21 protein-coding genes and 1 tRNA gene are annotated in these 23,562 nt (G+C 60.5%); 14 read left to right on the forward strand and 8 right to left on the reverse strand.

The window, feature by feature from the left end; translation table 11 throughout:
• Positions 1–133: 133 nt before the first annotated feature.
• Positions 134–1,234 (forward strand): glycosyltransferase family 4 protein, encoded by a 1,101-nt coding sequence (locus tag LRC39_RS17115; RefSeq protein WP_346295047.1) that lies wholly within the window; start codon positions 134–136, stop codon positions 1,232–1,234.
• A gap of 22 nt (positions 1,235–1,256) precedes the next feature.
• A complete protein-coding gene (locus LRC39_RS17120; protein WP_346295048.1) occupies positions 1,257–2,147 on the forward strand; it encodes a glycosyltransferase family 2 protein in 891 nt (296 codons plus the stop codon).
• Between the two features lie 104 nt (positions 2,148–2,251).
• Here LRC39_RS17120 and LRC39_RS17125 read toward each other — a convergent pair whose 3' ends face one another.
• Both LRC39_RS17125 and LRC39_RS17130 read right to left on the reverse strand, forming a co-directional pair.
• Entirely contained in the window at positions 2,252–3,745 is a 1,494-nt protein-coding gene (locus LRC39_RS17125) for a lipopolysaccharide biosynthesis protein (RefSeq protein ID WP_346295049.1), read from the reverse strand.
• Between the two features lie 138 nt (positions 3,746–3,883).
• Positions 3,884–5,020 carry an acyltransferase family protein gene (locus tag LRC39_RS17130; protein ID WP_346295050.1) on the reverse strand — a complete coding sequence of 379 codons (1,137 nt, stop codon included), beginning with the start codon at positions 5,018–5,020 and terminating at the stop codon, positions 3,884–3,886.
• Between the two features lie 608 nt (positions 5,021–5,628).
• Between LRC39_RS17130 and LRC39_RS17135 the strand changes: the two genes are divergently transcribed.
• The 3 genes from LRC39_RS17135 to LRC39_RS17145 all read left to right on the forward strand — a co-directional run bounded on the left by LRC39_RS17135 (position 5,629) and on the right by LRC39_RS17145 (position 8,806).
• A complete protein-coding gene (locus LRC39_RS17135; RefSeq protein WP_164636859.1) occupies positions 5,629–6,774 on the forward strand; it encodes a DegT/DnrJ/EryC1/StrS family aminotransferase in 1,146 nt (381 codons plus the stop codon).
• Positions 6,775–6,849: 75 nt separating this feature from the next.
• Entirely contained in the window at positions 6,850–7,656 is an 807-nt protein-coding gene (locus tag LRC39_RS17140) for a glycosyltransferase family 25 protein (RefSeq protein WP_346295051.1), read from the forward strand.
• Between the two features lie 31 nt (positions 7,657–7,687).
• Positions 7,688–8,806, forward strand: a complete 1,119-nt coding sequence (locus tag LRC39_RS17145; protein ID WP_346295052.1) for a glycosyltransferase — start codon at positions 7,688–7,690, stop codon at positions 8,804–8,806.
• Here LRC39_RS17145 and LRC39_RS17150 read toward each other — a convergent pair.
• Positions 8,803–9,519 carry a metallophosphoesterase family protein gene (locus LRC39_RS17150; protein ID WP_430624902.1) on the reverse strand — a complete coding sequence of 239 codons (717 nt, stop codon included), beginning with the start codon at positions 9,517–9,519 and terminating at the stop codon, positions 8,803–8,805. The two genes, LRC39_RS17145 and LRC39_RS17150, sit on opposite strands and share 4 nt — an antisense overlap.
• 310 nt (positions 9,520–9,829) lie before the next feature.
• Here LRC39_RS17150 and LRC39_RS17155 point away from each other — a divergent pair, with 310 nt between their 5' ends.
• The 6 genes from LRC39_RS17155 (at position 9,830) to LRC39_RS17180 (ending at position 16,543) form a co-directional block, all read left to right on the forward strand.
• Entirely contained in the window at positions 9,830–10,468 is a 639-nt protein-coding gene (locus LRC39_RS17155) for a hypothetical protein (protein ID WP_164636868.1), read from the forward strand.
• A 58-nt stretch (positions 10,469–10,526) separates the two neighbouring features.
• A complete protein-coding gene (locus LRC39_RS17160) occupies positions 10,527–12,875 on the forward strand; it encodes a polysaccharide biosynthesis tyrosine autokinase (protein WP_164571693.1) in 2,349 nt (782 codons plus the stop codon).
• Complete coding sequence (locus LRC39_RS17165) at positions 12,872–13,588, forward strand: hypothetical protein (RefSeq protein ID WP_346295054.1); 717 nt, start codon at positions 12,872–12,874, stop codon at positions 13,586–13,588. Before LRC39_RS17160 ends, LRC39_RS17165 begins: the two co-directional genes overlap by 4 nt.
• A gap of 807 nt (positions 13,589–14,395) precedes the next feature.
• The gene (locus LRC39_RS17170) at positions 14,396–15,070 is read left to right on the forward strand and encodes a sugar transferase (protein WP_346295055.1); all 675 of its coding nucleotides are present in this window, start codon (positions 14,396–14,398) and stop codon (positions 15,068–15,070) included.
• Positions 15,071–15,164: 94 nt separating this feature from the next.
• Positions 15,165–15,329, forward strand: a complete 165-nt coding sequence (locus tag LRC39_RS17175) for a hypothetical protein (RefSeq protein ID WP_346295056.1) — start codon at positions 15,165–15,167, stop codon at positions 15,327–15,329.
• 551 nt (positions 15,330–15,880) lie between these two features.
• On the forward strand, positions 15,881–16,543 hold the full coding sequence (locus LRC39_RS17180; protein ID WP_346295057.1) for a transglutaminase-like cysteine peptidase: 663 nt from the start codon (positions 15,881–15,883) through the stop codon (positions 16,541–16,543).
• 55 nt (positions 16,544–16,598) lie between these two features.
• On the opposite strand, the gene LRC39_RS17185 is transcribed toward LRC39_RS17180, so the two are convergent.
• Both LRC39_RS17185 and LRC39_RS17190 read right to left on the reverse strand, forming a co-directional pair.
• Positions 16,599–18,032: an O-antigen ligase family protein gene (locus tag LRC39_RS17185; RefSeq protein ID WP_346295058.1), complete on the reverse strand. Its 1,434-nt coding sequence runs from the start codon at positions 18,030–18,032 to the stop codon at positions 16,599–16,601.
• Positions 18,029–19,096 (reverse strand): polysaccharide biosynthesis/export family protein, encoded by a 1,068-nt coding sequence (locus LRC39_RS17190; protein ID WP_234819978.1) that lies wholly within the window; start codon positions 19,094–19,096, stop codon positions 18,029–18,031. The genes LRC39_RS17185 and LRC39_RS17190 overlap by 4 nt, the downstream gene beginning before the upstream one ends.
• A gap of 902 nt (positions 19,097–19,998) precedes the next feature.
• Here LRC39_RS17190 and LRC39_RS17195 point away from each other — a divergent pair.
• Together LRC39_RS17195 and LRC39_RS17200 are read left to right on the forward strand one after the other, a co-directional pair.
• Positions 19,999–20,250, forward strand: coding sequence for a hypothetical protein (locus LRC39_RS17195; RefSeq protein ID WP_164571698.1), 252 nt, complete (start codon positions 19,999–20,001; stop codon positions 20,248–20,250).
• A gap of 184 nt (positions 20,251–20,434) precedes the next feature.
• Positions 20,435–20,716 carry a hypothetical protein gene (locus LRC39_RS17200; RefSeq protein WP_164636880.1) on the forward strand — a complete coding sequence of 94 codons (282 nt, stop codon included), beginning with the start codon at positions 20,435–20,437 and terminating at the stop codon, positions 20,714–20,716.
• A gap of 508 nt (positions 20,717–21,224) precedes the next feature.
• Here LRC39_RS17200 and LRC39_RS17205 read toward each other — a convergent pair.
• Both LRC39_RS17205 and LRC39_RS17210 read right to left on the reverse strand, forming a co-directional pair.
• Positions 21,225–21,686: a hypothetical protein gene (locus tag LRC39_RS17205; RefSeq protein ID WP_346295059.1), complete on the reverse strand. Its 462-nt coding sequence runs from the start codon at positions 21,684–21,686 to the stop codon at positions 21,225–21,227.
• 152 nt (positions 21,687–21,838) lie between these two features.
• Positions 21,839–21,924 (reverse strand) — tRNA-Tyr (locus LRC39_RS17210).
• 209 nt (positions 21,925–22,133) lie between these two features.
• On the opposite strand from LRC39_RS17210, the gene rlmB reads away from it, so the two are divergent.
• On the forward strand, positions 22,134–22,961 hold the full coding sequence (gene rlmB / locus LRC39_RS17215) for a 23S rRNA (guanosine(2251)-2'-O)-methyltransferase RlmB (RefSeq protein ID WP_346295060.1): 828 nt from the start codon (positions 22,134–22,136) through the stop codon (positions 22,959–22,961).
• A 72-nt stretch (positions 22,962–23,033) separates the two neighbouring features.
• Here the strand turns inward: rlmB and LRC39_RS17220 are convergent, their stop codons facing one another.
• Positions 23,034–23,534: a hypothetical protein gene (locus LRC39_RS17220; protein ID WP_346295061.1), complete on the reverse strand. Its 501-nt coding sequence runs from the start codon at positions 23,532–23,534 to the stop codon at positions 23,034–23,036.
• Positions 23,535–23,562: the final 28 nt, after the last annotated feature.

The raw sequence follows: 23,562 nt of genomic DNA on the forward strand, positions 1-23,562 counted from the left end.
TGAATTTACCATTGTCCCAAACAAACAAGCACGGGTGATCTTATTCCCTCTACAGTTGTCTTGACACTATCTGGCGCCGTCGGCAGATCGATAGTTGCCCAGGACGCGAGAGGCGTTCTGGAGATCGCATTAGGTGAACCCATTGCCCTTTCGTCGACTGACGATCAACGGGAAGTTCCTGACAGCGCGACCTACCGGCGTCCACAGGGTCGCCGATCAGCTTATTCGCCAGATCGTTTTGAACCAGGACCTCCTGGACGGCGTATTTTCGACCTCGCCAACGATCGTTGCTCCCAAGTCCGCGCCGGACGGCACGCAAGGCGTTCACGTTGAGCGCTATGGCCGCTTGCGCGGGCAGCTGTGGGAGCAGATCGACCTGCCCCGCGCCGTGCGCTCCGATCTGCTGCTCAACCTCTGCAATCTTGGACCGGTGGCGATCGGCAACGCGATCACCATGATCCATGATGCACAAGTGTTCATCACCCCGCAGTCCTATTCGGCTGCTTTTCGCACGTGGTATAAGACCATTCTGCCGCTGACCGGGCGAAGGCATCGTCGCATTCTGACAGTGTCCCATTTCTCCGCCGAGCAGCTGGCGAGAGCCGGCGTCGTCGATGCCGAGCGCATTTCGGTGATCCATAACGGTGTCGATCACGTCCTGACCTATCCCCGAGCGCCCGAGATCATCGATCGTCTCTCGCTTGCACGGCGGCGCTTTGTGGTCGCGCTGTCCTCCACTCAGGCGCACAAGAATATCAAGGTTCTACTGGACGCCTTTTCCAGCCCGGAGCTTGGCGACATCAAGCTCGTCCTGTTTGGCGGACATGATCGCCGCGACTTTGACCGCTTGTTCCCCAACATTCCAGCCAATGTCGTGTTTGCAGGGGCCGTGACCGACGGTGAGTTACGGTCCCTCTTAGAAGCGGCGCTTTGCGTAGCATTTCCATCGACCACGGAGGGCTTCGGCCTGCCACCTTTGGAAGGAATGGCTTTGGGCTGCCCGGCCATCGTCGCGCCCTGCGGTGCCCTTCCCGAGGTCGCGGGGAAAGGGGCGCTCTACGCGGCTGCAGACAATCCCAGGGAGTGGATCGAAGCGATCAGGTCGCTCGCGGGCTCGGCTCCATTCTGGCTGGAGCGCTCCGCCGAGGGGGTAGCGCAGGCAGCGAATTTTACGTGGCGGAAAGCCGGAGCGGATCTCTGCAATGTCATTCGACACGTCGCCGAAGACAGATAGCAAAGGCCCCGTTGGAGGACCGATGGGGTCGACCAGGATCGCGGTAGTCGTCGCCAGCACCGGCCGCCCCGAGGAGCTTGGTCGCTGGAAAGATCACATTCTCCGACAGACCCTCCAGCCAAGCCGGTTCGTATTTGCGGTCGTGAAGCCGTCAGACCTTCCGCCCTCGGATTCGATGCTGGCGGGCGCCGAGGTTGTCTACTGCAATCCGGGCCTTCCCGTGCAACGCAACGCTGCGCTGGAGTTGCTTCTTGGCTCTACGGACATCATCGCGTTCTTTGACGATGACTATGTCCCGTCGGCCTATTGCCTGGAGGGGATCGAGGATTTCTTCCAGCACCATCCTGCAGTGGTCGCGGTGAATGGATCGCTGCTGGCGGACGGGATCAACACCGCGGGGATTCCGTATGAAGAAGCCATCGCGCTGGTCGTCGCCAACGATCGGAACGGCAGGCCCAAGGCGAAAGTAATCTGTTCGCTCGATGGGCTGTATGGCTGCAACATGGTGTATCGCAGCGCTGCCATCGGGGCCGAGCGCTTCGACGAGAACCTGCCGCTCTACGCTTGGCAAGAGGATATCGACTTTGCGGCACGCGTGGGCCGCCGAGGCGGCCTCGCCCTGACCACCGCCTTCGCCGGAGTTCATCAGGGTGTCAAAGCCGCTCGTCTGGCGGGCGTACGCCTCGGCTATTCGCAGATCGTCAACCCAGTCTATCTGATGCGGAAGGGGACCTTGTCTGTCAAAGCCGGGATCCGGCTGATCGCGCGCAATCTGGTAATGAACCATGTTCGCGCCTTCAAGCCCGAGCCGTGGATCGATCGCAGAGGACGCTGCAAGGGAAACTGGATCGGCGTCCTGGATTTGGTGATCGGACGGGATCACCCAAAGAACATTCTTTCCATTCGCCAGTGACTTCCGATTTGTATTATTTTACCGCCCGCATTGACATCGCCAACACAGCCACCGCGATTGCGAATGCGCTCCGATCAGGCCGACGTTCGGCAATCGCTATCGATCTACCGCCTGATCACTGATCGAACGAGATTCAGGATCTTCGCCTCGGCGCCTGCTGGTCGTCCTGCGACAAACCAAAGCGCCAGGATGGCAACGGCATAGACCGCCGCAGCCAACAGAACGGCGCCCACCAACTTCGCGGCCATCAGAACAATTTGCGGCTCGTGTTCCAGGTCACACGTGAGCGGATAGATCGCAGCCGCCATCAACGCGCCCGCCACGATCGAACGCCAATGCTCCGCGACCTGCTTCCATGCGGCCCAGCCGATCGTTTGTTGTGCCGCCCGCATCGAAACCGCTGCCACGAATAACGCGGTCAGCGTCCTCATCCCGACCGCCCCTTCCATCCCGAACAGCCAGATCGCGACCAATAAAATCGGCATCTTGAAGAGCAATTCCGACAGCGCGATCGGGAACAGCGCCTGCGTCCGGTTCAACGCCATCAACAGCGGCGATAGTGGCGACACGAACAGCGACGGAATAATCGACAACGCCATGAACGATACGATCGGCGAGATCACGGTCCATTTTTCGCCCAGCACCAGGCGGATCAGCGGATCCGCAACGAGGCCAAGCCCGATCAGCACCGGCAGACCAACGCAGACGATCATCGCAGCGCTTGCTCGATACGCATCTTTCAATCGCGCAGGATTGTCGTGGATCAGCGAAAACGCCACGGTGAGCGGATTGAGAAGCTGAACGATGATCACCTGGGTCGGCAACGACGCCAGATTTGATGCCATGGAGAACCGGCCGAGGTCCTGACGGCTCACCATCCGGCCCAGCATCAACTGGTCAATCTGCCAGTTCATAGCCCCGACCAGTTGATTGATCGTGGACCAGCGTACGAAGGCAGAGAATGCGCCCCATTCCGCCAGCGACAGTCGCGGCCTATATCTGAACGCGATGTGGCTCGCCACAGCTATCGTAAGCGGCGTCGCGATCGTCCCGACAGCGATTGCCCAATACGATCCCGTGCACCAGGCCACCACCACCGACACCACAAGCGACGTCAGCTTGCCCATCGCTTCCAAAGCAACGATCGGCCGATAATCCATCCGACGGGTAAACTCAGTGATCCGCGGGCTTCCCAGGCTCCGGACTGCGGGCGCGGTGCCGAGCGCCGAAATGAGCCAGATGAGCCTTTCGTCCCGATACAGTTGCGCGATCGGCCACGACAACGCGACCACAACGGCCATCAACGCACAGGACCTCAATAGTCCAACAGTGAAGGCGGTGTCGTAATGTCGTTCGGTGGGATTTCGCACTCGGACCAGTGCCACGCCGATCGGAATCTCCATCACCGCTTCGACGATGAAGATCACGGACATCGCGATGGCCACGATGCCGAAGTCGGCAGGCGTCAGCAGCCGGCCCAACAGGCTCAGGGTGATCAGATCAATGCACCGCGTGATCAGGCGTGAGGCGACCAGCAGGCCGGCGCTCGCGGCGGCTCGCGCACCAACCGGCGCCTCAGCGTGACTCTCGGAGCCCATCACCCACCAGACATCAGACCCGCGAGGCCGCGCCGGCCAAGGGACGAGCCATCATCGGTTTGCGATTGCACTGTTGCATCGGTTGGGCTCGCCTCGACGAAACACGGCAGGCAATGGAGCATCTTCTGGCAACAGGCTTCACGACCGCAATTCCCCGACCGGATGATCCCTCTGTGGCGGCCCAAACAACAGCGGCTTGATCGCGCGGCTCAGAGGTCGCTCGACAAATGCCCAGCCGAGGACGCCGCTCGCAACGACCAGAACGGTCAAGATCACCACATTGAGATCGAACGGCAACATTCCGAAACCTAGGTGGGACATCACGAGCCCCCACATCGGCAGCGCGAACACCTGAAACAGATAGATCGAATAAGACGCGTCGCCCAGCACCGCGGCCAGCCGACGCTGTCGTCCCTGCCCCAAGTCGAGGTTCGTCGCCGCAACGACGATCCCCGCCGCCGGGATACCCCAGAATGCAAACCGACCAGCGCCCTGCTCGTCCGGCGTCCAATACACAGTTGCCAACAAAACAGCCAATGACAAGGCGGCCAGAACGCGCGCGGCCTGGGCCGTCAGCTGGCCTCCCGAGAGCTTCCAATAGGCGACCCCGATCCCCAGCAGAAACTCCAGCAGCAGCCAACTCGTTGCGAATTTCGCCCAAGGCGCAGCCGGAGCCAAAGCGGCTCCCATGCCGACCAGAACGGTAAACGACGCGAACAACAATGGTAGCGCCAGTTGGCGCGGCAACGTCAGCAACAGCCCGAAGACCAGATAGAAAAACATCTCGTAATTCAGCGTCCACCCCACCCCGATGACAGGCGACAACTCCCGTCCGGGAGCGGGAATGGGCAGGAACAGATACGAGCCGGCGATCCATGCCGGGTCGGCCGCTGCATAATGCGTTGTGAATAACGCCGGCGACAGCACCGTGACCGACACCGCCACCGTGGTGAGTAACCAATACAGCGGCACAATCCTGGCGATCCGCTTTTTAAAGAATCCCGTCACCGCTCCCGGCTGGCCGAAATCGTTCCGATGCACATACAGCATCACGAAGCCGGAGATCACGAAGAACAGGTCGACGCCAGCATCACCAACTCTGACCTGACCGGAAGTCCCATCAAACAGGTGCGAGCTCGCTTTTCCCTCCGGGAACATATAGCCGATCCGGGTCGTCGCGTGAGTGAACACCACCGCGGTCGCCGCGAACGCACGAAGCAACTGGATCGCATCGATCCGCCTTCTGTTGACCTTTATATCAACAGACCCCGTCAACGTTTGGCGCTCCCGAGACAGAAACCCACTGGTCCAACCGCCTCCGATCGGCAGTTTCCAACACGACGCTCATTTTCTTCGTCTTCGATCCATGCTGATCTTGTTCAGTCTCTTCCGCAACAAACATCTTGGCGAAGATCCGAGTGGGTTAACTGCAGCGGCAATCGGGTCTGCTCCGCCGAAAAGTGCGGCAACACAAGCCTCCACCGGCCGGAATACTGAGGTCACAATGCAGCGCTACCTGGGGAACTGCCGATGGGAAGGCAACTGTTGAGGATTGCAGGAAGCAACAGGCCAATCCCGTCAGAGGCAGTTGACCGCATGAGGTAAACTCTGTCTTCTGATTCCAAACGCGGGCGCCGCGCCGCATGTTTATGACGCCTAAACACGCACAGGAATTGCTGAGTGGCGGCACATCAGGCCGCCTGTTTTGGCGCCATCGCGCACTCTCAACGATCACTCACGCAATGTGACTGTGGACACACACAGATCGTCGAACCAGTCTCGCGGATTCATTATGTTTGGACCGATCACTTGCTGATCGTCCATTGCTCCGATACGTACAACGGATAAACTTCGGACTAAATGCAACGAATTGGGGTCCTCGAATGCCGCGCGTTGGATTCTCGGAGTGGCTCGCGTTAACGAAGGTAGTCGCTCGCGGTCAACTGTTACGTTACCGCGGAGGCGAACAAGGCTACACGACCCAATTCGAGCAAAATCTCGAGAAGCAGATCGGCGTCAAGCACGCGCTGACGGTGAACAGTGGAACGAGCGCGCTGATCTCAGCGCTGGCGGCGGCAGGCATCGGTCCAGGTGATGAGGTACTCGTTCCCGCCTACACCTGGGTGGCGACCGCGATCGCCCCGCTCATGGTCGGTGCTGTTCCGATCGTCGTCGACGTCAACGAAAGCCTGACGATCGATCCGGAAGACATCAAGCGGAAGATCACGCCGTACACCAAAGCGATCATGCCGGTTCACATGCTCAATCTAGTGTGTGACATGGACTCGATCGTCGCAATTGCTCGCGAGCATCGGCTGAAGATCATTGAAGACGCCTGTCAGGCCGTCGGGCTGACTTACAAAGGGCGCCGTGTCGGCACGATCGGCGACGCCGGCGCGTATAGCTTCAATCAATTCAAGAATCTCAATTCCGGCGAGGGCGGCGCGGTCCTGACCAACGACGACCGTCTTTTCACTCGCGCGCGAATGTTCCACGATGCCGGGAGCTACACGCGGGAGTACTCTTACGAGTCCAACGAAGCGCCGTTCACCGGCATGAACTTCAAGGTCTCGGAGTTGACCGGCGCGGTCCTTCACGCCCAGCTGCCCAAGCTCGACCCTTTGATTTCCCGCCTGCGCGCGCGCTACCCGATCATGGTGAAGCACCTGTCCAAGAGCAATAAGCTCAGAGTCTCGCCGCACAATGATCCGGAGAACGCTGCCGGACTGACGGTGATCCTCGATACAGCGGAAGATGCCAAAAAATTCGCACAGAACCGAGGCGTGGATCGACTGATCGACACCGGCCGTCACGTCTATACCAATTGGCGACCGATCATGACTCAGCGCACGTTCGATGATCGGATGAATCCGTGGAAGTGGGCCAAGCGAGACATCCAATACTCGGAAGACATGTGCAGCCGGACGCTCGACATCCTGTCCCGGACCTGCCGCGTCTCGCTCGGTCCGCAATACCCGATTCCATTCATGGAATGGCGTGGACGGTCCCTCCTCAAGGCGGCGTCCTAGAGACACCTGAATGCGTGCATTCAGCGCGACGTTTTCGAGGTCACGCTGGATGCTCCGAGATCGAAGCCACAGGCAATGAACCCATCGGTCAAAATCGTCGTCTTGAGCTTACCGACTGCCACCGCGCGCCGGAGCCAGATGACCGCCATGCTCAGCAAGACGTCGCTGGATTGGCAGTACTTCGATGCCCACGCCTCGCTGATGTGCCCCAACTTGCACTACGACAGCGCCGAGCTGCGGCGACACTTCGGACGCAATCTGTCCCCTCCGGAAATTGCCGTTTGCTCGAGCCACGCCGCAATCCTCCATCAGTTTGTCGACAGCAACCAGGCCGATTACATCCTGGTGCTCGAAGACGACGTCATCTTCGATACCGATTTTCCGCTCGACCAGTTCTGTGCCTTCTGCGCCGACAACGGGTTGGAATACGTCCGGCTGTTCGGCAAACATTACGCCAAGGCAGTTCATCTCGGCTTCTTCTACGACCGGTCGATCGTCCGCTTCACCACAAGCCCGGCAGGCGCCCAAGCCTATCTGATGTCGCGCATGGCGGCGCAGCGCTTCCTCGACAGCTACCGGTCGATCCGCGCTACCGTCGATTTGGCCATGGATTCGTTCTGGATCACACAGCTGCCGATCTACTCGATCTTTCCCTACCCGATCATCGAGCGGTTCTCGCCAACTTCCATCCCGATGCCTCCACATACAGTTGAGGTCCAAGGCTTGGAGAACGTGGCCTGGCAGGGCGCACGTGTCATCAACAAGGCCCGAAAGATTCTGACGAACGCCCAGCTTCGCAAGAGCGACGAGAGCTTGCGGCAGCGCCATTGGCAGTTTCGGCAGGTCGGTCGAGTGGATGTCGAGCAACGCCGCGATCCGTGAACAGAAACGCCGTAACCTGGGGTGAAATCCGTTGAAGGTCGCGATCGTACACTACTGGTTCGTCGGGATGCGGGGCGGCGAAAAGGTGATCGAGGCTCTGTGCGAACTCTACCCCCAGGCCCACATTTTCACTCATGTGTTCGTCCCCGAGGCGGTCAGCGATCGGATTCGTCGTCATCGCGTGACGACGTCGTTCATCAACTCCCTGCCCCGCGCCAGCTCGATGTATAAATCGTACCTGCCGCTAATGCCGCTCGCGCTCGAGCACCTCGACCTGAGCGGCTACGACTTGGTCATCAGCAGCGAGTCCGGGCCTGCCAAAGGCATTATCGCACCACCGGATGCCCTGCACGTGTGCTACTGCCACACGCCGATGCGCTACATCTGGAATATGTATCACGACTATCGGAATGGCGCCGGCCGGCTCACGAAATTGCTGATGCCGCCACTGTCTCACTATTTGCGGATGTGGGATGTTTCGACCGCATCCCGCGTCGACAGCTTCATCGCAAATTCGGCGACGGTCGCAGATCGGGTCCGCCGTTACTATCGTCGAGACTCCATCGTCATCCATCCACCGGTCGACACCGCCGCATTCACACCCGTTCCGGCGTCAGAGCTGGGCGACTATTACCTGATGGCCGGCGAGCTCGTGGCCTATAAACGCCCGGATCTGGCGGTCCAGGCATTCAACCAGATCGGCCGAAAGCTGGTGGTGATCGGCGGCGGCGAGATGCTGAGCGAGTTGAAGCGGATCGCCGGGCCGAATGTGACCGTCATGGGGGCCCAACCTTTCGAGGTCTTGAGGGACCACTACATGCACTGCCGCGCGCTGATTTTCCCCGGCGAGGAAGATTTCGGCATGGTGCCGGTGGAAGCGATGGCAGCCGGGCGCCCGGTGATCGCATTCGGAAAAGGCGGAGCAACCGAAACCGTCGTACCCGGACTCTCCGGGCTGTTCTTTCAGGCACAGGAGGTCGAGCAAATCCGCGCGGCGATCCTGCAGCTCGATGACATCGAAATCGATCCGGCCAAGATCGCCAATCATGCCGCCCGGTTCGGCAAACAGGCGTTCTTTAACGGCTTCCGCTCGCACATCGACCAGCTGTTGGCAGCAAGGGCGGAAGCATCCGCGCGCAACAGAGGCTAGCCGGTCGCCAGCACCTTAAGAGCATCGCGATCCACTACCAAGCACGTCAGATGCCCCGTGGCGAAGGCGCCGGTATCGATATTGATCCTGTTCGATCGCACATCGATCCGCTGAACCGGCGTATGACCGTGGACAACCAGTTTTTCGAAGTTCACCGTCGACGACAGGAATTCGTCGCGTATCCAAAGCAGGTCGCGTTCGGTCTGGTCGGAGAGTGCAACGCCTGGTTTCACGCCGGCATGGGCAAAGAATACGTTGCCGCAGGAAAACGTGCTCTGCAGTCCCTTCAAGAACCGGTGATGCGCATCCGGAAGACTGTCCCGGAACGCCGACTGCAATTCTGCAACACCCGCTTCTGACAGCACCTTCTTCGGTTCTATGCCGTAGGACACGAGCGTCTCGACCCCGCCGAGGCGGCGCATCCAGTTTTCGAAGACGCCTTCATCGGACAGGCATTTGATCGCGACGGCCTCATGGTTTCCGCGGAGAAAAACAAGCTCCCTCTCACGTGATTTCCGGACCAGGCTGTCGATGACGTCGCGCGATTTTGGCCCACGATCGATGTAGTCGCCGAGGAACACACACACGGAGCGAACCACCGGGCGCTTAGCCAGATCATCATCGATCAGGCGAAACAGCCGCTCCAAAAGATCGGCTCGGCCGTGCACGTCACCGACCGCATAGATCCGCAATCCGTCGGGCAGAAAGGGCAACCAACGCTCAAATTTCCCTGAACCGAGATCCTGTTCAGCTTTTCCGCCCCATCTGCTCACGCCGCTTTAGCCTTTCGCCCACAGGTACCGCTACTCGGATTCAACATATCCCCCTATTTGCCTCCGGTGACATACATGTCAACACGAAGGAAACTCCCTTTATCTTTCATAGTCATACTGGGCTCGATCGCGAGCCCTCTGGTTGATCACAATCAACTATAACCGGCGACCGTTGTTGAACCTATTGGGCGTTTAATGTATCTAAAAACTACAAAATTTATATTCATAAACAGTACCTTGGAGTCGTCAGATGGCGAGCAGGCTGGGTCGCATAGCGCTTTTAGCGGCTGTTTCTTCCATCCCCTTCTATAGCTGGTCGGCATCAGCCGCCTGTATCAATCCGCCGCTCACTGATCAGGCGATCGCTCAGTTCAGATCAAATCCGAAGGCCGTGCTGAATCCCACGACGGACGGTCGCGCGGTGGAAACAGCCGTTCGAGACTTGGTCGGCACCGACGCGACACTTGCGATGGACATCGTGAAGTTAGCAGCAAGCGCACCGCCGCGACTTAAGACGGCGATCGCGGCTGGCCTTGCGCAAGCGGCCACCGCCTGCACGACGATCGATGCTCAGTCCGCCATGCTGATCCAGCAAGCTGTCGCCTCGCTCCCGGATGGTGAATTCCAGGCGACATTCGCGGCGATCGCAGGAGATCTTTCGACTGCGGCCACAGCGGCGGCGGCCGCCTCCGCGACCAGCTCCGCAGGGAGTGTCATCATTAACAACCCGAACCGCTCGGCTCGCGTTACTCTGAATCCCGCTGTCGGTGGTGGGGCTTCGCTACTGACGCAGATCACCGCCGGCGCCCGCGCTATCGTTGCCGTCGATGGCACTGATAACAACGTCAAGTCAGTCACGGCCGGCGGATCGGTCAGCGCTACACGCTGACCCCCGCCTGTCACTCGTATTTTCCGTATCAACGCCGATGACGGTTTAGGACTGCCGTATGAACTTCGCCGGTCAGCCTCTTCAAGATGGTAGCCTGCCTCGTATTGGCACCGGGAAGGACGCGCTCTCCCTGCTGGACGTCAGCGATTTCGTTGCCCGGCACTGGCGCTTCATCGGCCTGGTGACGGTGTTCTCGATCGCGCTCGCGCTCGCCTATTTGGCCGCGGCACCTTCTCGATACACCGCCCAAACCGACATGATCATCGACACCAAACGTGTCACCTGGACTCAGTCGGAGTTCGCGACCGAGAACCGGATGGTCGAGGATGCGTCGGTCGAAAGCGAGATCGAGACGACGAAGTCCGAAAAGGTGGCTCTGCAGGTCATTCGAAAGCTTCGCCTGAACGAGGACCCGGAATTCATCGGGTCCGGCACCGGACTTCGCAACCGGCTTTATCAGCTTCTGGATCTGGATGGCCCGATCTCGCCGCAGCTCACGCCCAGCGAACTCGAGGCACGTGCGCTCAGCCGGGTGAAAGACAATCTCAAGGTGATCCGGCTCGGGCGATCCTACATCGAGCAGATTTCGTTCACGTCGCTGGTGCCGGAGAAAGCGGCGGCCATCGCCAACGCGTTTGCGGACGCCTATATCGAGGACCAGATCCAGGCCAAGTTCGAAGCGACCCGGCGCGCCAGCGAGTGGCTGCAGCAGAGGATCGGAGAACTCCGCCAGCAGGCCAGCGATGCCTATCGGGCGGTTCAGGACTTCAAGTCGAGCAACTCGATCATCGTGAATGGCGACGGCAAGCTCGCGAGCGACCTGGAGCTCGATCAGCTCGGCATCGCGCTTGCAAAGGCCCGGGCAGAAACCAGTCAAGCCCGAGCCAAGCTGGAGCGGATCACCCGCGTTCTCGAACTGCGCCAGGAAAAGGGAAGCAATGAAATTCCCGATCCGGTGGTGACCGACGCCCTCAGCAACCCGGTTATCACGCGCCTGCGTCAGCAATATCTCGACAACCAGAGCAAGGAAGCCGAATGGAGCTCGCGCTACGGACCTGACCATCAGGCCGCGCGCAATCTCCGGTCGGAAATGGCCAACGTTCGTCAAGCCATCTGGGATGAAGTCAGCCGGATCGCCGAAAGCTACCGCAGCGAAGTCCAGATCGCGAAGACGCAGGAAGACTCGATCGACAAACGCATGCTCGAGGTCTTTCAATTATCGACCGGAACGCGCCAGGCGCAGGTCCATCTGAGGGAGCTCGAAACCGCGGCCACCACATACCGTGGCATCTATGAGACTTTCCTGACCCGGTTTACCCAATCGGTTCAACAGCAGTCGTTTCCGTCGACCGAGGCACGAGTGGTCACCCTTGCCTCGCCGCCTTCGGTCCGCAGTTCGCCCAAAACCAATCTAACCCTCGCCCTCGCCGCCATATCAGGCTTGGCATTGGGGATCCTCGCTGCCTTCGCGCGCGATCGGATGAGCCGCCGGATCCACACCCGAGCGCAACTGGAAACCATCTTGGGCACCAGCTGCCTTGCCATCATCCCGTCCTTCGCGGATCCGTCTCTCGCGTCCCAGACCGCCACAACATCCTCCCGACTGTCGCGGGCGGTGAAGCAGCTCGTCCATCGCAGAGACAACGTCCCGGGGCAACCTCGCGAGAAAAGCCCGGCGAATTCTGCGGCTTTCGAAAAGATCAACGACGTTGCACCGTTTTCGGCGACCGCAGAAGCCCTCCGCCATATCAAGGTCGCGATTGACCTGAGCCCCGGTGGAGGACGCGTGATCGGCATCGTGTCCGCCCGCCCCGGAGAGGGCAAGACAACCATCTGCGCCAGCTTTGCAGCATTCTTGTCGAAGAGCGGCGCGCGAACGCTGCTGATCGACGGCGACCTGCGCAATCCGTCTCTAAGCAGAACACTTGGGTATAAGAACAAGCGCGGCCTGCTCGAACTCGTCGCCGATCAGCTGCAATTGAGCGACCTGGTCGTCACCGATCCGGTCTACAAGTTCGATTTTCTGCCATCGGCCACCGAGATGAAGCCGATCAACAGCGCGGACGTGCTCACCTCGCCGTCCGTCAAGCGGATGTTGAAGTCTGCCGCAGGCAATTACGAATACATCATCGTCGACCTGCCCCCCATTCTTCCGGTGGTCGACGTCAAGGCCGCGGCGCACCTGTTCGACGCCTTCGTCCTGGTTGTCGAATGGGGAGCGACCATGAGCGACGAAGTCCGTAGCGCGGTCGGTGTCTCTCGCTCTCTGTCCGAGCGGCTACTGGGTGCCGTCCTCAACAAGACGGACGAAGACGTCATGCGCCGCCTCGAGGGCTACTCGTATCGCAGCCACAGTTATTATTACTATGGTGCTCCAAAGCACGAGAACGAGCAGACCGCAAATTGACGTCCTCAGATTCTCGTCGGTCCACGACGATTAAGTTCGTATGTTTCGCGATCGGTGTGATTGGTATCGGCTGGGCGGCCGCCAACTTTCACCGCGCAATCGCGATCGATCGCTTCGAGGCATTTACCGACCATCTTCTGCGCTTCAAGATATTCGACGACAGCTTCAGCACCACGGTGCTGAACAGTCGCTCAGCTCATGCGCTTGATGCCTGCGACACCCGAGCGCAACGCGCGCTGATCATGCTGGAAATCCCGCTCGCGGACGCCGCCCTTCGGGCCGGGGCAGCAAACGAGTTCGATGCCAAGACGGCAGATCTCAGAACCCGCGCCCATCAGGCCCTCTCCTGCGCACCGACCGAGTCCTTCGCGTGGCTGGTTCTGTTTGGCTTGGCGGTGCAGGCTGGGCGGCTCGACGCAGATACCTTCGCCTTGCTCGAACGCTCCTACGAGACGTCTCCGCGCGAAGCCTGGATTGCTGTTCGGAGGATCGCAGTTGCAGCTCCGGTTGCCTCACTCGCCCCGGATGCAACACGAAGCAAGATTGTCTCCGAGTTTCGCCAACTGCTGCTCGATGGATATGTGGAGCTGCCAGCCCAGGCTTACGCGCGATCTCACCAGGGGGTGAAAGAGTTTCTGGACACCGAGGTCGAGCAACTCGACGTCCGCACCCAGTTGCGTTTCAAGGCAGCCGTGGCGAAACTCTTGCCCTGACCCATCGCTTCAATCCTGCGGCAGATGCGAGGACAGCAGGCTTCGCCTCCTCAGCCCTCCAGACACCGGCAGCATCCAGCCTGAGAGAGCCGGCAGGCCGCGCATAGACGGCAAGCCCTCGCTCCTTCCAGCAACACAAAGCAACCTCCCTGCTCTGCAATCCAGCCCAGGGAGTCAGGTTCGCGGGGAAAAACGCCGAATGCTCTCACCGCATCCGCTCCAGTCATGAGTGCAAAGACAGCGTTGCGCCCTTAGCAATCCGCTCGACTGCCGCAAGGACGCCTCGATACAGGTCGCCGAGCACCGCGCAGCCGAATGAGCGAGCGATATCTTAAACAGCAGCCCACACCGTCGAACTCTTTCGAGTGACAAGTCGCGATCTATTACTTCGCGCACTCTGATGTCACGTCGAGAATTGCATCGGCAGAAGCTCGGCACGCAATAGCGCAGGCCGTTAGGAGCTTGGCAAAGAGCCAATTCGAGAGCGTCGCCACTCGGAGTCTTTCGACCCTGACAAGCTCGATATCCACTGAATCGACATCACCGCAACGCCTGAGCCAGCGTCATTTCTGGGACGAGCGAACATTTCCAATGATGTCTGAAAGGGCTGTTGGGACGCGACTTTCGCAATCCGAGGCGGTTGTTGCTCTATATGTCAACAGCGCGATTTATCTTAACGCGAACTTGCATCGGCAATGGTGCGATCAACAGTTTATTCACCATCCGCAATTTGATAAACATTCAATTCAATAACACTTTGAGTGACAGTTCATCTGGACATCTACGGGCGGCTTTGAGAGTGCGACGATGGATGGATTGCTGAGAACAGATACGGAGCTTGATCTCGCCGACAGGAGTCGGCCGACTCCGGTCGGTTGCGCATCGAAGAGAACCCTCGATCTTCTCTTGGCGCTTTCGGGCTTGCTGATCTTGGCTCCGCTGTTACTTCTGTGCTACTTCGCGACGATGATCTCGTCTCCCGGACCGGCGATTTTCCGCCACCGACGAGTCGGATTCAACGGACAGCGATTTGACTGTCTCAAATTCCGGACCATGGCCACCGACGCCAATGAGCGGCTTCAAAGGCTGTTGGAGAGCGATCCGGAGGCGGCCGAGGAATGGCGATTGACGCAGAAGCTGCGCCGCGATCCCCGCATTACGTTGGTCGGAGCCGCACTTCGCAAATCAAGCCTGGATGAGCTCCCGCAACTCTTCAACGTGCTGAAGGGCGAAATGAGCATCGTCGGGCCGCGCCCTGTTACTGAAGAAGAGTTAAGCCGTTACGGTCACTGCTCGGCGGAATATCTCGCATGCCGCCCAGGATTGACAGGACTCTGGCAAGTCAGCGGCCGTAACACCACGACGTATGATCGGCGTGTGGCTCTGGACTCCTACTACGCGAACAACTGGTCGCACCGCCTCGATCTACGGATCATCTTGGTGACCATCCCGACACTCCTCACCGCGTACGGCGCATATTGAGACGATAGCGGCGAGGCGTTCTGCGTCGTGAACTGAATGTGCAACTGGAAAGACAAAGGAACTCCACAATAGACAACTCGTCGAGAGCTAAGACGTGAGCACCGATCTCATCACTCATCCGAAACATAAGAGCGTATTTAGAATCCTGGTCGCTCTCAACGCGGCGACCCTGTTGGCATGGACGGGACTGCTCGTCATCGGCTTGGGTCTCTCGCTGGAAAACGTGGTCGCCGCAGTCTGGCTCTTCTTTTTCAAGTGAACCACGATCTCCGAAGGCGGACATGCCTCTGTAATAGTAGGTATCTCTAGGCCCCCGGCTGCCAGAGCCGATCCGCAACCACCTCGGCCGCTCAGAGCGCCTGGTGCAGTTCTCCGACTTATCTTCGACGCGAGAAACACTTCGCACTGAATTAATGCATCGGCCTTTGGGCCGGCAGCTCGACCGCCTCGCCCATTGAATCCTAGCGAATTAATCGCATCGCCTGCAGGGCTTCCCCCGGCTTCGCCATCATCTCGGATTAGCAGGCCCGTCCAGTCTCCGCCAAGCGTCACCCGCGAAAGAAGCTCCCAGCGGCCCTCATCGAGCCTCACCGCCGTCGTAGCCTTTTGGCCGACTTCTGGTAGACTTCTGCTCTTGTAGGCAATCGGCTGCCGCAGCCACGTTACCGGTTCGCCGGCTGCCTCCGCTGACGCAGCACACTTTAAAGCAGCACTGATCGTTAACCTCGATCTGTAGCCGTTCCTTTACTCCGCAGATGCATCCTCTGGACCAGCCGTTCCCGTAGGCAAGCCCAAGATCAGTTGCGTTCGATGCTGAAGAAGCTGCTCTGTCCGATCCTCTCGCTGGCGGCTGTCATCGTCGTCGCCAGCTCTTCGGTTGCACGGCCTATCACGGGCCGGAGCGGCGCTGTCCAGGTGCTGGCAGAGGCGACCCCGGCATTGGCTCCCTTTCAGCATGTGCGGTTCTGCATGCGTTATCCGTCGGACTGCGCGTCCGATCGCGATCCGACCGAACGCGTCGAACTCTCCCCATCAACGCTCAAATTGCTGGAAGCAATCAATCGCAGCGTGAATTCCGAGATCGCACCGATCCAGAAAGTCTATGGATCGGATTTGAAGATCGGCTGGACGATCGGGCCAAAGGCGGGGGACTGCAACGATTACGCCGTCACCAAAAGGCATCGCCTGATCGAAAGCGGGCTGCCGGCGCGAGCGCTGCGGCTGTCGGTGGTGCGGACGCCCGACCAGATTGGGCACCTTGTGCTCCTGGTCTCGACGACTGAGGGCGACCTTGTGCTCGACAATCTTACGCCGTCGATCCGCTCCTGGCAGAATACCGACTACGAATGGCTGAAGATTCAGTCTCGCGCTGACGCTCGTCTCTGGTTTGACGTCGGCAGAAGGATGGCCGAGCCGGCGGACCTCAAGGTCTCCGCTCGCCTTCAGCTCGCCGCTCAGCGAACCGCCGAGTAGGCCAGCGCCTGCCGGCTAGCTGCGTCGGGCGCTCCCAGAACGCGTCGTGATCAGCTCAGCGATGCCCTGCAGCCTCGCCCGTCTCCGCTCCTCGCTCCCGCGTTGCCAAAGCGAGGCCACAGCCGACCAGGATGCCGAAGGGGATCGAGTAGCCGGGGACCTGCAGCGGAAAGTCGATCAGCGAATGCAGGAAGGTCATGACCATGATGCCGCTGATGGCACACAGGAAGGTCCGACTTTGACCGACTGAACGCGTCCCGGCCCGCGCCACAACGACCAGCGAGCCAACCGCCGACATGCAGACGAGCAATGCGATTGGAAGCCCCATTTCGACGGCGATTTCAACGAGTGTCGAATGGGCGTAGTCCCAGACGCCCCACATCGACATATCGCCGCCTCGAAAGGCAGGAAACACGTCTCCAAACGCTCCGGCGCCAATGCCCAAGATCGGGCTTTCGGCAATCACGCGGAGAGCATGCTTGTAGGCCATCCACCGGCCTTCATCGAACATGCCGCGGGTCATGACGCTCTGGCTTTGCGCCAGCCACAGCGCGATCACGACTAGGCCCACAGCCGCGATTAATAGGCCGTAGACGAAGCGAAGCCTGAGCTGCCCGGCGACCATCTGGAGGATCGCCGCGAAAAGCCCCACAACGGCACAGGCAAGGCCTGCGCGCGAGCCCGTTGAGAGCAGCGCGAGGAAACACAGCAAGCCTGCTGCGGCCCGGGTGGCAATCTGGATCCCGACGGCTTCATTGGAAGGGCTCAGCATCAACAGCCGAAACGAAAGCGGGCCGAAGGACCTGAGCTGCTGCTGGATCGAGCAGGCCCACAAGATCACCCCGGCGCCGAGCAAGGCGGCGGCGGTATTGTGATTGATGAAGGTAGCCGTCAAATCCCCGTGGTAGGCGGTCTTCGGCTGCCAAAGCACCAATCCCGGGGTGAACGCCCGCGCCAGCAAGCCATATAGCGCGTAGAGCAGGATGGAATAGCGGGCGACCCTGAACAGCGTCTCGGCGTTGCTTCGCGAGGTTCCGATCCAGAAGCCTGCAAGGACCGACGTGACCAGAAGCAGGTAATGCCCGGCGGTTACGACAGGGATCTCCGCGCGAGCCGATATTCTCCGAGGAGTCGGGAGCTGCATGAGCTCCCCTGCCCTCTGCCACGCGGCCGAGTTCGGCCCAAAAGTTAGGCCGGGAATGATCTGAATCGCCGCCACAACCAGGTACGCGGCGCAGACGACCAAAAATGCAATCAGAATACGGAATTGAGCGCGGGAAACCGATCGCACCGGCCGCCCGAGCAAGCTCAGCGACAGCACAACCACCCAGGCCAGCACCCAGATCGTGTCGACGGAGCCGAATGGCAGTGGCGCCAATGCGAACGCCGCGAGGGTGAGCCCTAGCTGAACCTTTCCGAGAGCTTCGACGTGGGAGGGCTTTACGCCCGGGCCCACTGCCGAAGCAATCGGAGAGGTCCTATCGGTCACCAACGAGTCTTCGTCGCAGCGTTCACATTTATTGCCGCGTTCGACACGTTCGACGTGGTGTTGGCCGTGTTGTTGATCAGCGTCAGGAGCTTGTAGTAGTCGACCACCCGCGCATTCGCCACATACATGACGTCCTTGCTTCGGATCTGGAAGCCAGAGGCAAGCAGCATGCCCGACGGATCACGCAGGTTGACGTGATAGATGGTCGGAATGCGGTCGTAGACGAAGCGGTTGGTGTCGACGCCGAGCTTCTCGAGCAGCGGCCGATCTTCGTAGCGGAAGACGAAGACTTCGGCCGGATCCGACTGCTGATCGTTCAGGCCGCCGGCCTTGCCGATCGCCTGGGCCAGCGTCAGCGTTTCGACGTCGAAGGTCAGCTCGGAATTGTAGCCGAACACGTTCTGATTGAGAGCACCAAGAGCCGTGAAGGTCGGAGCTTCCCGCGTGATGAAGATCACGTCGTTGGGACGGATGAAGATGTTCTCGGACGGATCATGGACGATCCGGCTCAGGAGGACTTTGACCTTCTTGCCGTCGCGCTGAAGCGTCACATAGCTTTCGATCGCTTCGTATTTCGGTCCGCCCGCGCGCGCCACCACAGCGAGGAGCTTCTCGCCTACGCTGTTGAGCGCGAACACGCCCGGCGCATTGACGTCGCCGAGAACACTCACGACGCTCGAATGCTGCTGATTGAGGCTCACCACGACCTGGGGCTCAATCGCGCGATTCCGCAGCCGCGCGACGACCGCCTGCTGAACTTCCGGCAGCGTCCGCCCCGCCGCCGGCACTTCGCCCGCGTAAGGAACGGAAATATTGCCGCGCTGGTCCACGGCCTGCGGCGGCAGATCGACGAAGTTACCGGGGCGAGCACCGGCAGATTGACCGGGGGTGAACAGGCCGCCTGGCGCGGCTTCGAAGATCGAGATGTTCAGCACGTCGCCGACGCCGACCACCTGTTGAGGCTTCGGACGCCGGTCTTTGAACGAGCCTTTGAACGATACGACGTTGGGCTGGGACAGGAAGCCGATGGTATCGGCCGAGACGTCCACCAGCGCGTAAGGCAATGCCGTGGTCGACCGGACCCCGGCCGCAGCATAATTTTCAACTGATTCACTTGAAGGGCCCGTGCCCGGCAAAACCGAGCATGCTGACATCGAAATCAGCAACAGCAGACCAGCAAGCACCTGAAACGTCTTGCGTACCACGCGCAACCTCATTGAATCGCGCCACAGGGGCCGCGGTCAACCAGTGCCGGTCGGCGCGTCCAGGGGACGAACATCAATCTGCGGCCTTGTCGGGAGGTGAGACGACCGGTCCCTCCGATTCGAGCCTCGAATATCTCCCAGAACCTTACTTAGAGGGCACAGGCTTTTGAAGAAGCTCCCCCCGTCCGCCCTCATTCTGCGGAAACACGTTGCAGTTGAGCCACACTGAACGGTGCTATTCACTACTTCCGTGACCGAAAAGGCCCATTTCCGCCCTCCGCAGCCCCTCATTCTTGTCCGGATAGTCGGTACCCGGGCCGGTCTAGAAGGCCACCAGAGCCGGCACGGCGGGCTCTATCCGGCTACGAACTATGTCGCCCCTCCCTTTGGTCGCCCCCTCGCTTCCACGGGAAGGGTGATCGCCCCCCAGGCGAGGAGCGCCACCGACCTCCAGGGTCGCAGTCCTGGTGCAAATTCCGAGCTTTGATTAGGCATTAAGTGACTGGGCGATTTTCGGAAATACTATCCGCAGTTACTTTCCTGACCCGACAGTCGAGCTACCCTCCTCAAATTAAACAAAGTTCCACCCAGTATCGCTCGACAGTCATATGTTCATGCAATCAGGAGTGAGCGGTGCTCTGATCGCTGCACCTGAAGTGGGGCTGGCGCTCGAAAGGCGCTTGGGGGAGAGCGGCAATGATTTATCAATCCATTCGACTGAGCTGGAGTCACGCCCACGGAGGAAGCCGCGGGAGGCCGTAATGGCGTATCTGGCTATTGGCTTAGCGGCGGCGGGGTTCTTGATTGGACTGAGATTTCGGCTTGTGGGACTGCTTCAAGCCCTCGCCGTGGTGCTGCTCCTGACGATCGGCATCTGCATCGGATTTGGATACAGCTTCACAAGAACGATCGTGGTCGTGTTCGCGGCTCAGGCGGCCATCCAGGCCGGGTATTTCTTCGGCCTGCTCGCACAGACGCTGTACCAGTCCCGTCGAACGCGAATGGTGCTTTAGGCGCGTAGCCGCGATCTTCTTGTGCCCTGTGACGTAGCCTCGCACAGAGAAGCGCCAGTTGGCCTCTCTGGCAATAAGATTAGCCTCTTGGATTTCGATCCTGTGCTACAAGCATGATCTGGTGCAGCCCGCTTTTCGGGCAGATACTTGATGGAAATTCGGATTCTGGTTTCGGAGACCTGATATGAACTTGAGTAAGCTTGCGATCATTTCGCTGATTTTGGGCAGTTCAGCCATCGCAGTGTCTGAGCCTGCATCTGCGCGAAACCGCCTCTATCCGGTCACGACCTGCGGTCCGGACAACGCCTATCTCTGTAAGCTGCACGGGTCATTCGATAGCCCGCCCTTCCACTACAACCTGGCGATCCATCCGGCGTGCATCAAGACGGTCGGCAAGAGCCGCCGCTACGGACGTGAGTTCGTCCTGGTCTGCGGTAGCCCAGACCGCGCGATGATTTGGTGGTAACCCAAAGCTCAATCAAATAAGCGCCGCGGCGACCAAACGGCGGTTCGGATAGGCTTCTATCTATCCGGCCGCGATCCGGCATTGTTCGGCGCACCCTGACGGCTTGAAAAATCGTTCGCGTTTCCTCGGCCGGCCTGAGATCGATCCGCCGGACCGATGTTATTCGACCCGCGATCGCGGACCAGATTTCCGTACATGTCGCGTTGCGGCACCACGCTCTGTGCGGATGCACTACCGGCCATCGACAGGATGGCGGAAACCACCAAGATCACAGCTCGCATGAGATCCTCCCAGATCCAACTGCCCGAGCGTAACTAAGAATAGAGCAGTTGCAAATCCGCGAGCCGCGACATTGCCGTGCATGTTGATAAGGTCAGATGCCGGCTGTTCCAGACTGAAGTTTCCGCAATGCGCGCCGGACGTCACCAAACGGTAGCTGATACCGTCGGCCTTCGAATCCACTGCGCGCCGGACGCAGCTCCGACGTCTGTCCAAACCGATTGCCGCCTCAGCGGCTGGGATTGGCGGCGGTAATCGCCTTGTCGCAGCTTGCCAGATGGTCGCGGTAGGACTGCTCGGTCTTTTCGGCTGCCAGCATCGACTTCACCGGCTCATCGCCCCGCGTCGCGCGCCGCATCAGGGATGCAACGGCCGACAGCTCGCCAGCTGCCTGCGAGCATATGCGACGCGCGTCGCCCTGCTCCGTTTCCTTGACGAGCGTCGATTGCAGCTGAAGAAGCCGGCTGGACTGCTCGTCCAGTTTCCGTTCGTCGCCGGTTTGTAGAGCGGCCTGAATGACCTGCTCGGCGTTGAGGATATCGCGAACGGCGGCGCGGAAATCCATACTTGCCATCGCACGTGCGGCAATTGTTACATCGGGCAGCTTCATCCCAGCGCCGAATTGGGGAGCGGCAACAGCAGCTTCAGCCGTCGCGATCAGAATCAAGGCCGTCAGGAGAACTGGGCGCACGAGAGCTTCTCTGAATGAGGGACAGACCGCAGGGGCGGAAGATCGGTTAGCCGGATGAGGGCCCGGATCGAACCCCATTCTCTTGGAAAGTCATTCCGCCGCTCGTCGCTCTGCGGAAACACCACCGGCCATTGGCAAACTGATCGGCTGGATGGTGGGGGAGGCAGGACTCGAACCTGCGAAGCCATGAGGCGGCTGATTTACAGTCAGCTCCCTTTGCCACTCGGGACACTCCCCCGCCCGTGCCGCCGGCCGAACGCCTGTGGCAGGCAAAACCGGGACCGGAAGCCGCAGCGAGCCCGCGGGCGGGCCTGCAACGCGGCGCGGTTATGGGCGATGCGGCCCCCTAAAGTCAACCAACCCCATGACGATTTCGACACTCCTTCGTCATATCGGACGGTGGAAGCGAAATTGCCTTGTGCAAGAGAGCGTGAGACAAGCGCCGCCATGAGCGACAGACCGCCGAATCCCCGCTTTTCCCGCCGCGACGGCCCGCCCCGCGGCAAGCCCCGCCCTGCCGGGTTCCGCCGCGATGCCCGCGAACGCGATGGCGACGGGCCCGTGATCCTGTACGGCTGGCACACCGTCACAGCGGCGCTGGCCAATCCGCGGCGTAAGATTCGCAAGCTGTGGTTGACCGAGAACGCCGCCCGCAAGCTCGCCGAGGAGCACATCGACACCCGAATCGCGCCGGAGATCGTCCGGCCGTCGGAGATCGACCGCCAGCTCGGACCGGACGCGGTGCATCAGGGCATGCTGGCCGAGGCCGATCCGCTGCAGGTGCCGCGAATCGACACCCTGCCCCAGCACGGCATTGTGCTGGTGCTCGACCAGATCACCGATCCGCACAATGTCGGCGCGATCCTGCGCTCGGCGGCCGCGTTCGCTGTGCAGGCGATTGTGACCACCGCCCGACACAGCCCGGAAGCCACCGGCGTGCTCGCCAAATCCGCCTCCGGCGCGCTGGAGCTGGTGCCGCTGGTGCTCGTGCAGAACCTCGCCCGGGCGCTGACCGAGCTGAACGACCGCGGCTTCCTCACGGTGGGTCTCGACAGCGAGGGCGATGACGATCTCGCCGCGGTCGAGCTGCGCCAGCCGCTGGCGCTGGTGCTCGGCGCCGAGGGCAAGGGCCTGCGGCAGCTGACGCGACAGACCTGCAACACCGTCGCCCGGCTCGACATGCCCGGCGAGATCAAAAGCCTCAACGTCTCCAACGCGGCCGCACTGGCGCTGTACATCGGGGCCAGCCGGCTCGGCCTGATGGGCCGCCGCTAAGATCCAGAACGCAGAACGCCCGCCCGCATCGGCTGCGGACGGGCGCTTTCAAGCCGGCGAGATGCCGATCCATCAATCGCGCGGGCGATGGATCGGCCCCTGGTTGCGGTGGCCATGGTGCCAGCCGGCATGGTGGCGATGCGCCCAAGAGCGGGCGTGATGGCGGCCATGATAGCGCACCACCGCCGGGCCCCAGGACGGCTCGCCGATCACCTGATGGGTCATGGCGTGCGCGTAGGCACCGCCGGTGTAGGCGGTGCCGGTGCGATATACCGAGACGGCGCGCTCGTCGTAATAGGGGCGCGGCGCGAACTGGCCGGGACCGGTATAGGCCGGGCCCTGGTTGACGTAATAATACCGGGTGGGGTCCGGCAGGCGTTCAAACGACGCGGTACCGTAGCCATAGCCGTAGCCGGTTTCGAACGTGGCGTAGCCGTTGCCGCACGGGCTGACCACCGAGCCGCACGGCCCGCAGCCGTTGCCGAACAGCCCTCCTCCGCAGGCCAGCGCCGGCGCGGCGCTCGCGGTCACCACGGCCACTGCCGCAACCAGTCCGGAAATCATCGTACGCATACTACGCTCCTGTTCGATGTCGTCGTCG

Source organism: Rhodopseudomonas sp. P1, from assembly GCF_039642825.1.
Lineage (GTDB): Bacteria > Pseudomonadota > Alphaproteobacteria > Rhizobiales > Xanthobacteraceae > Rhodopseudomonas > Rhodopseudomonas palustris_H.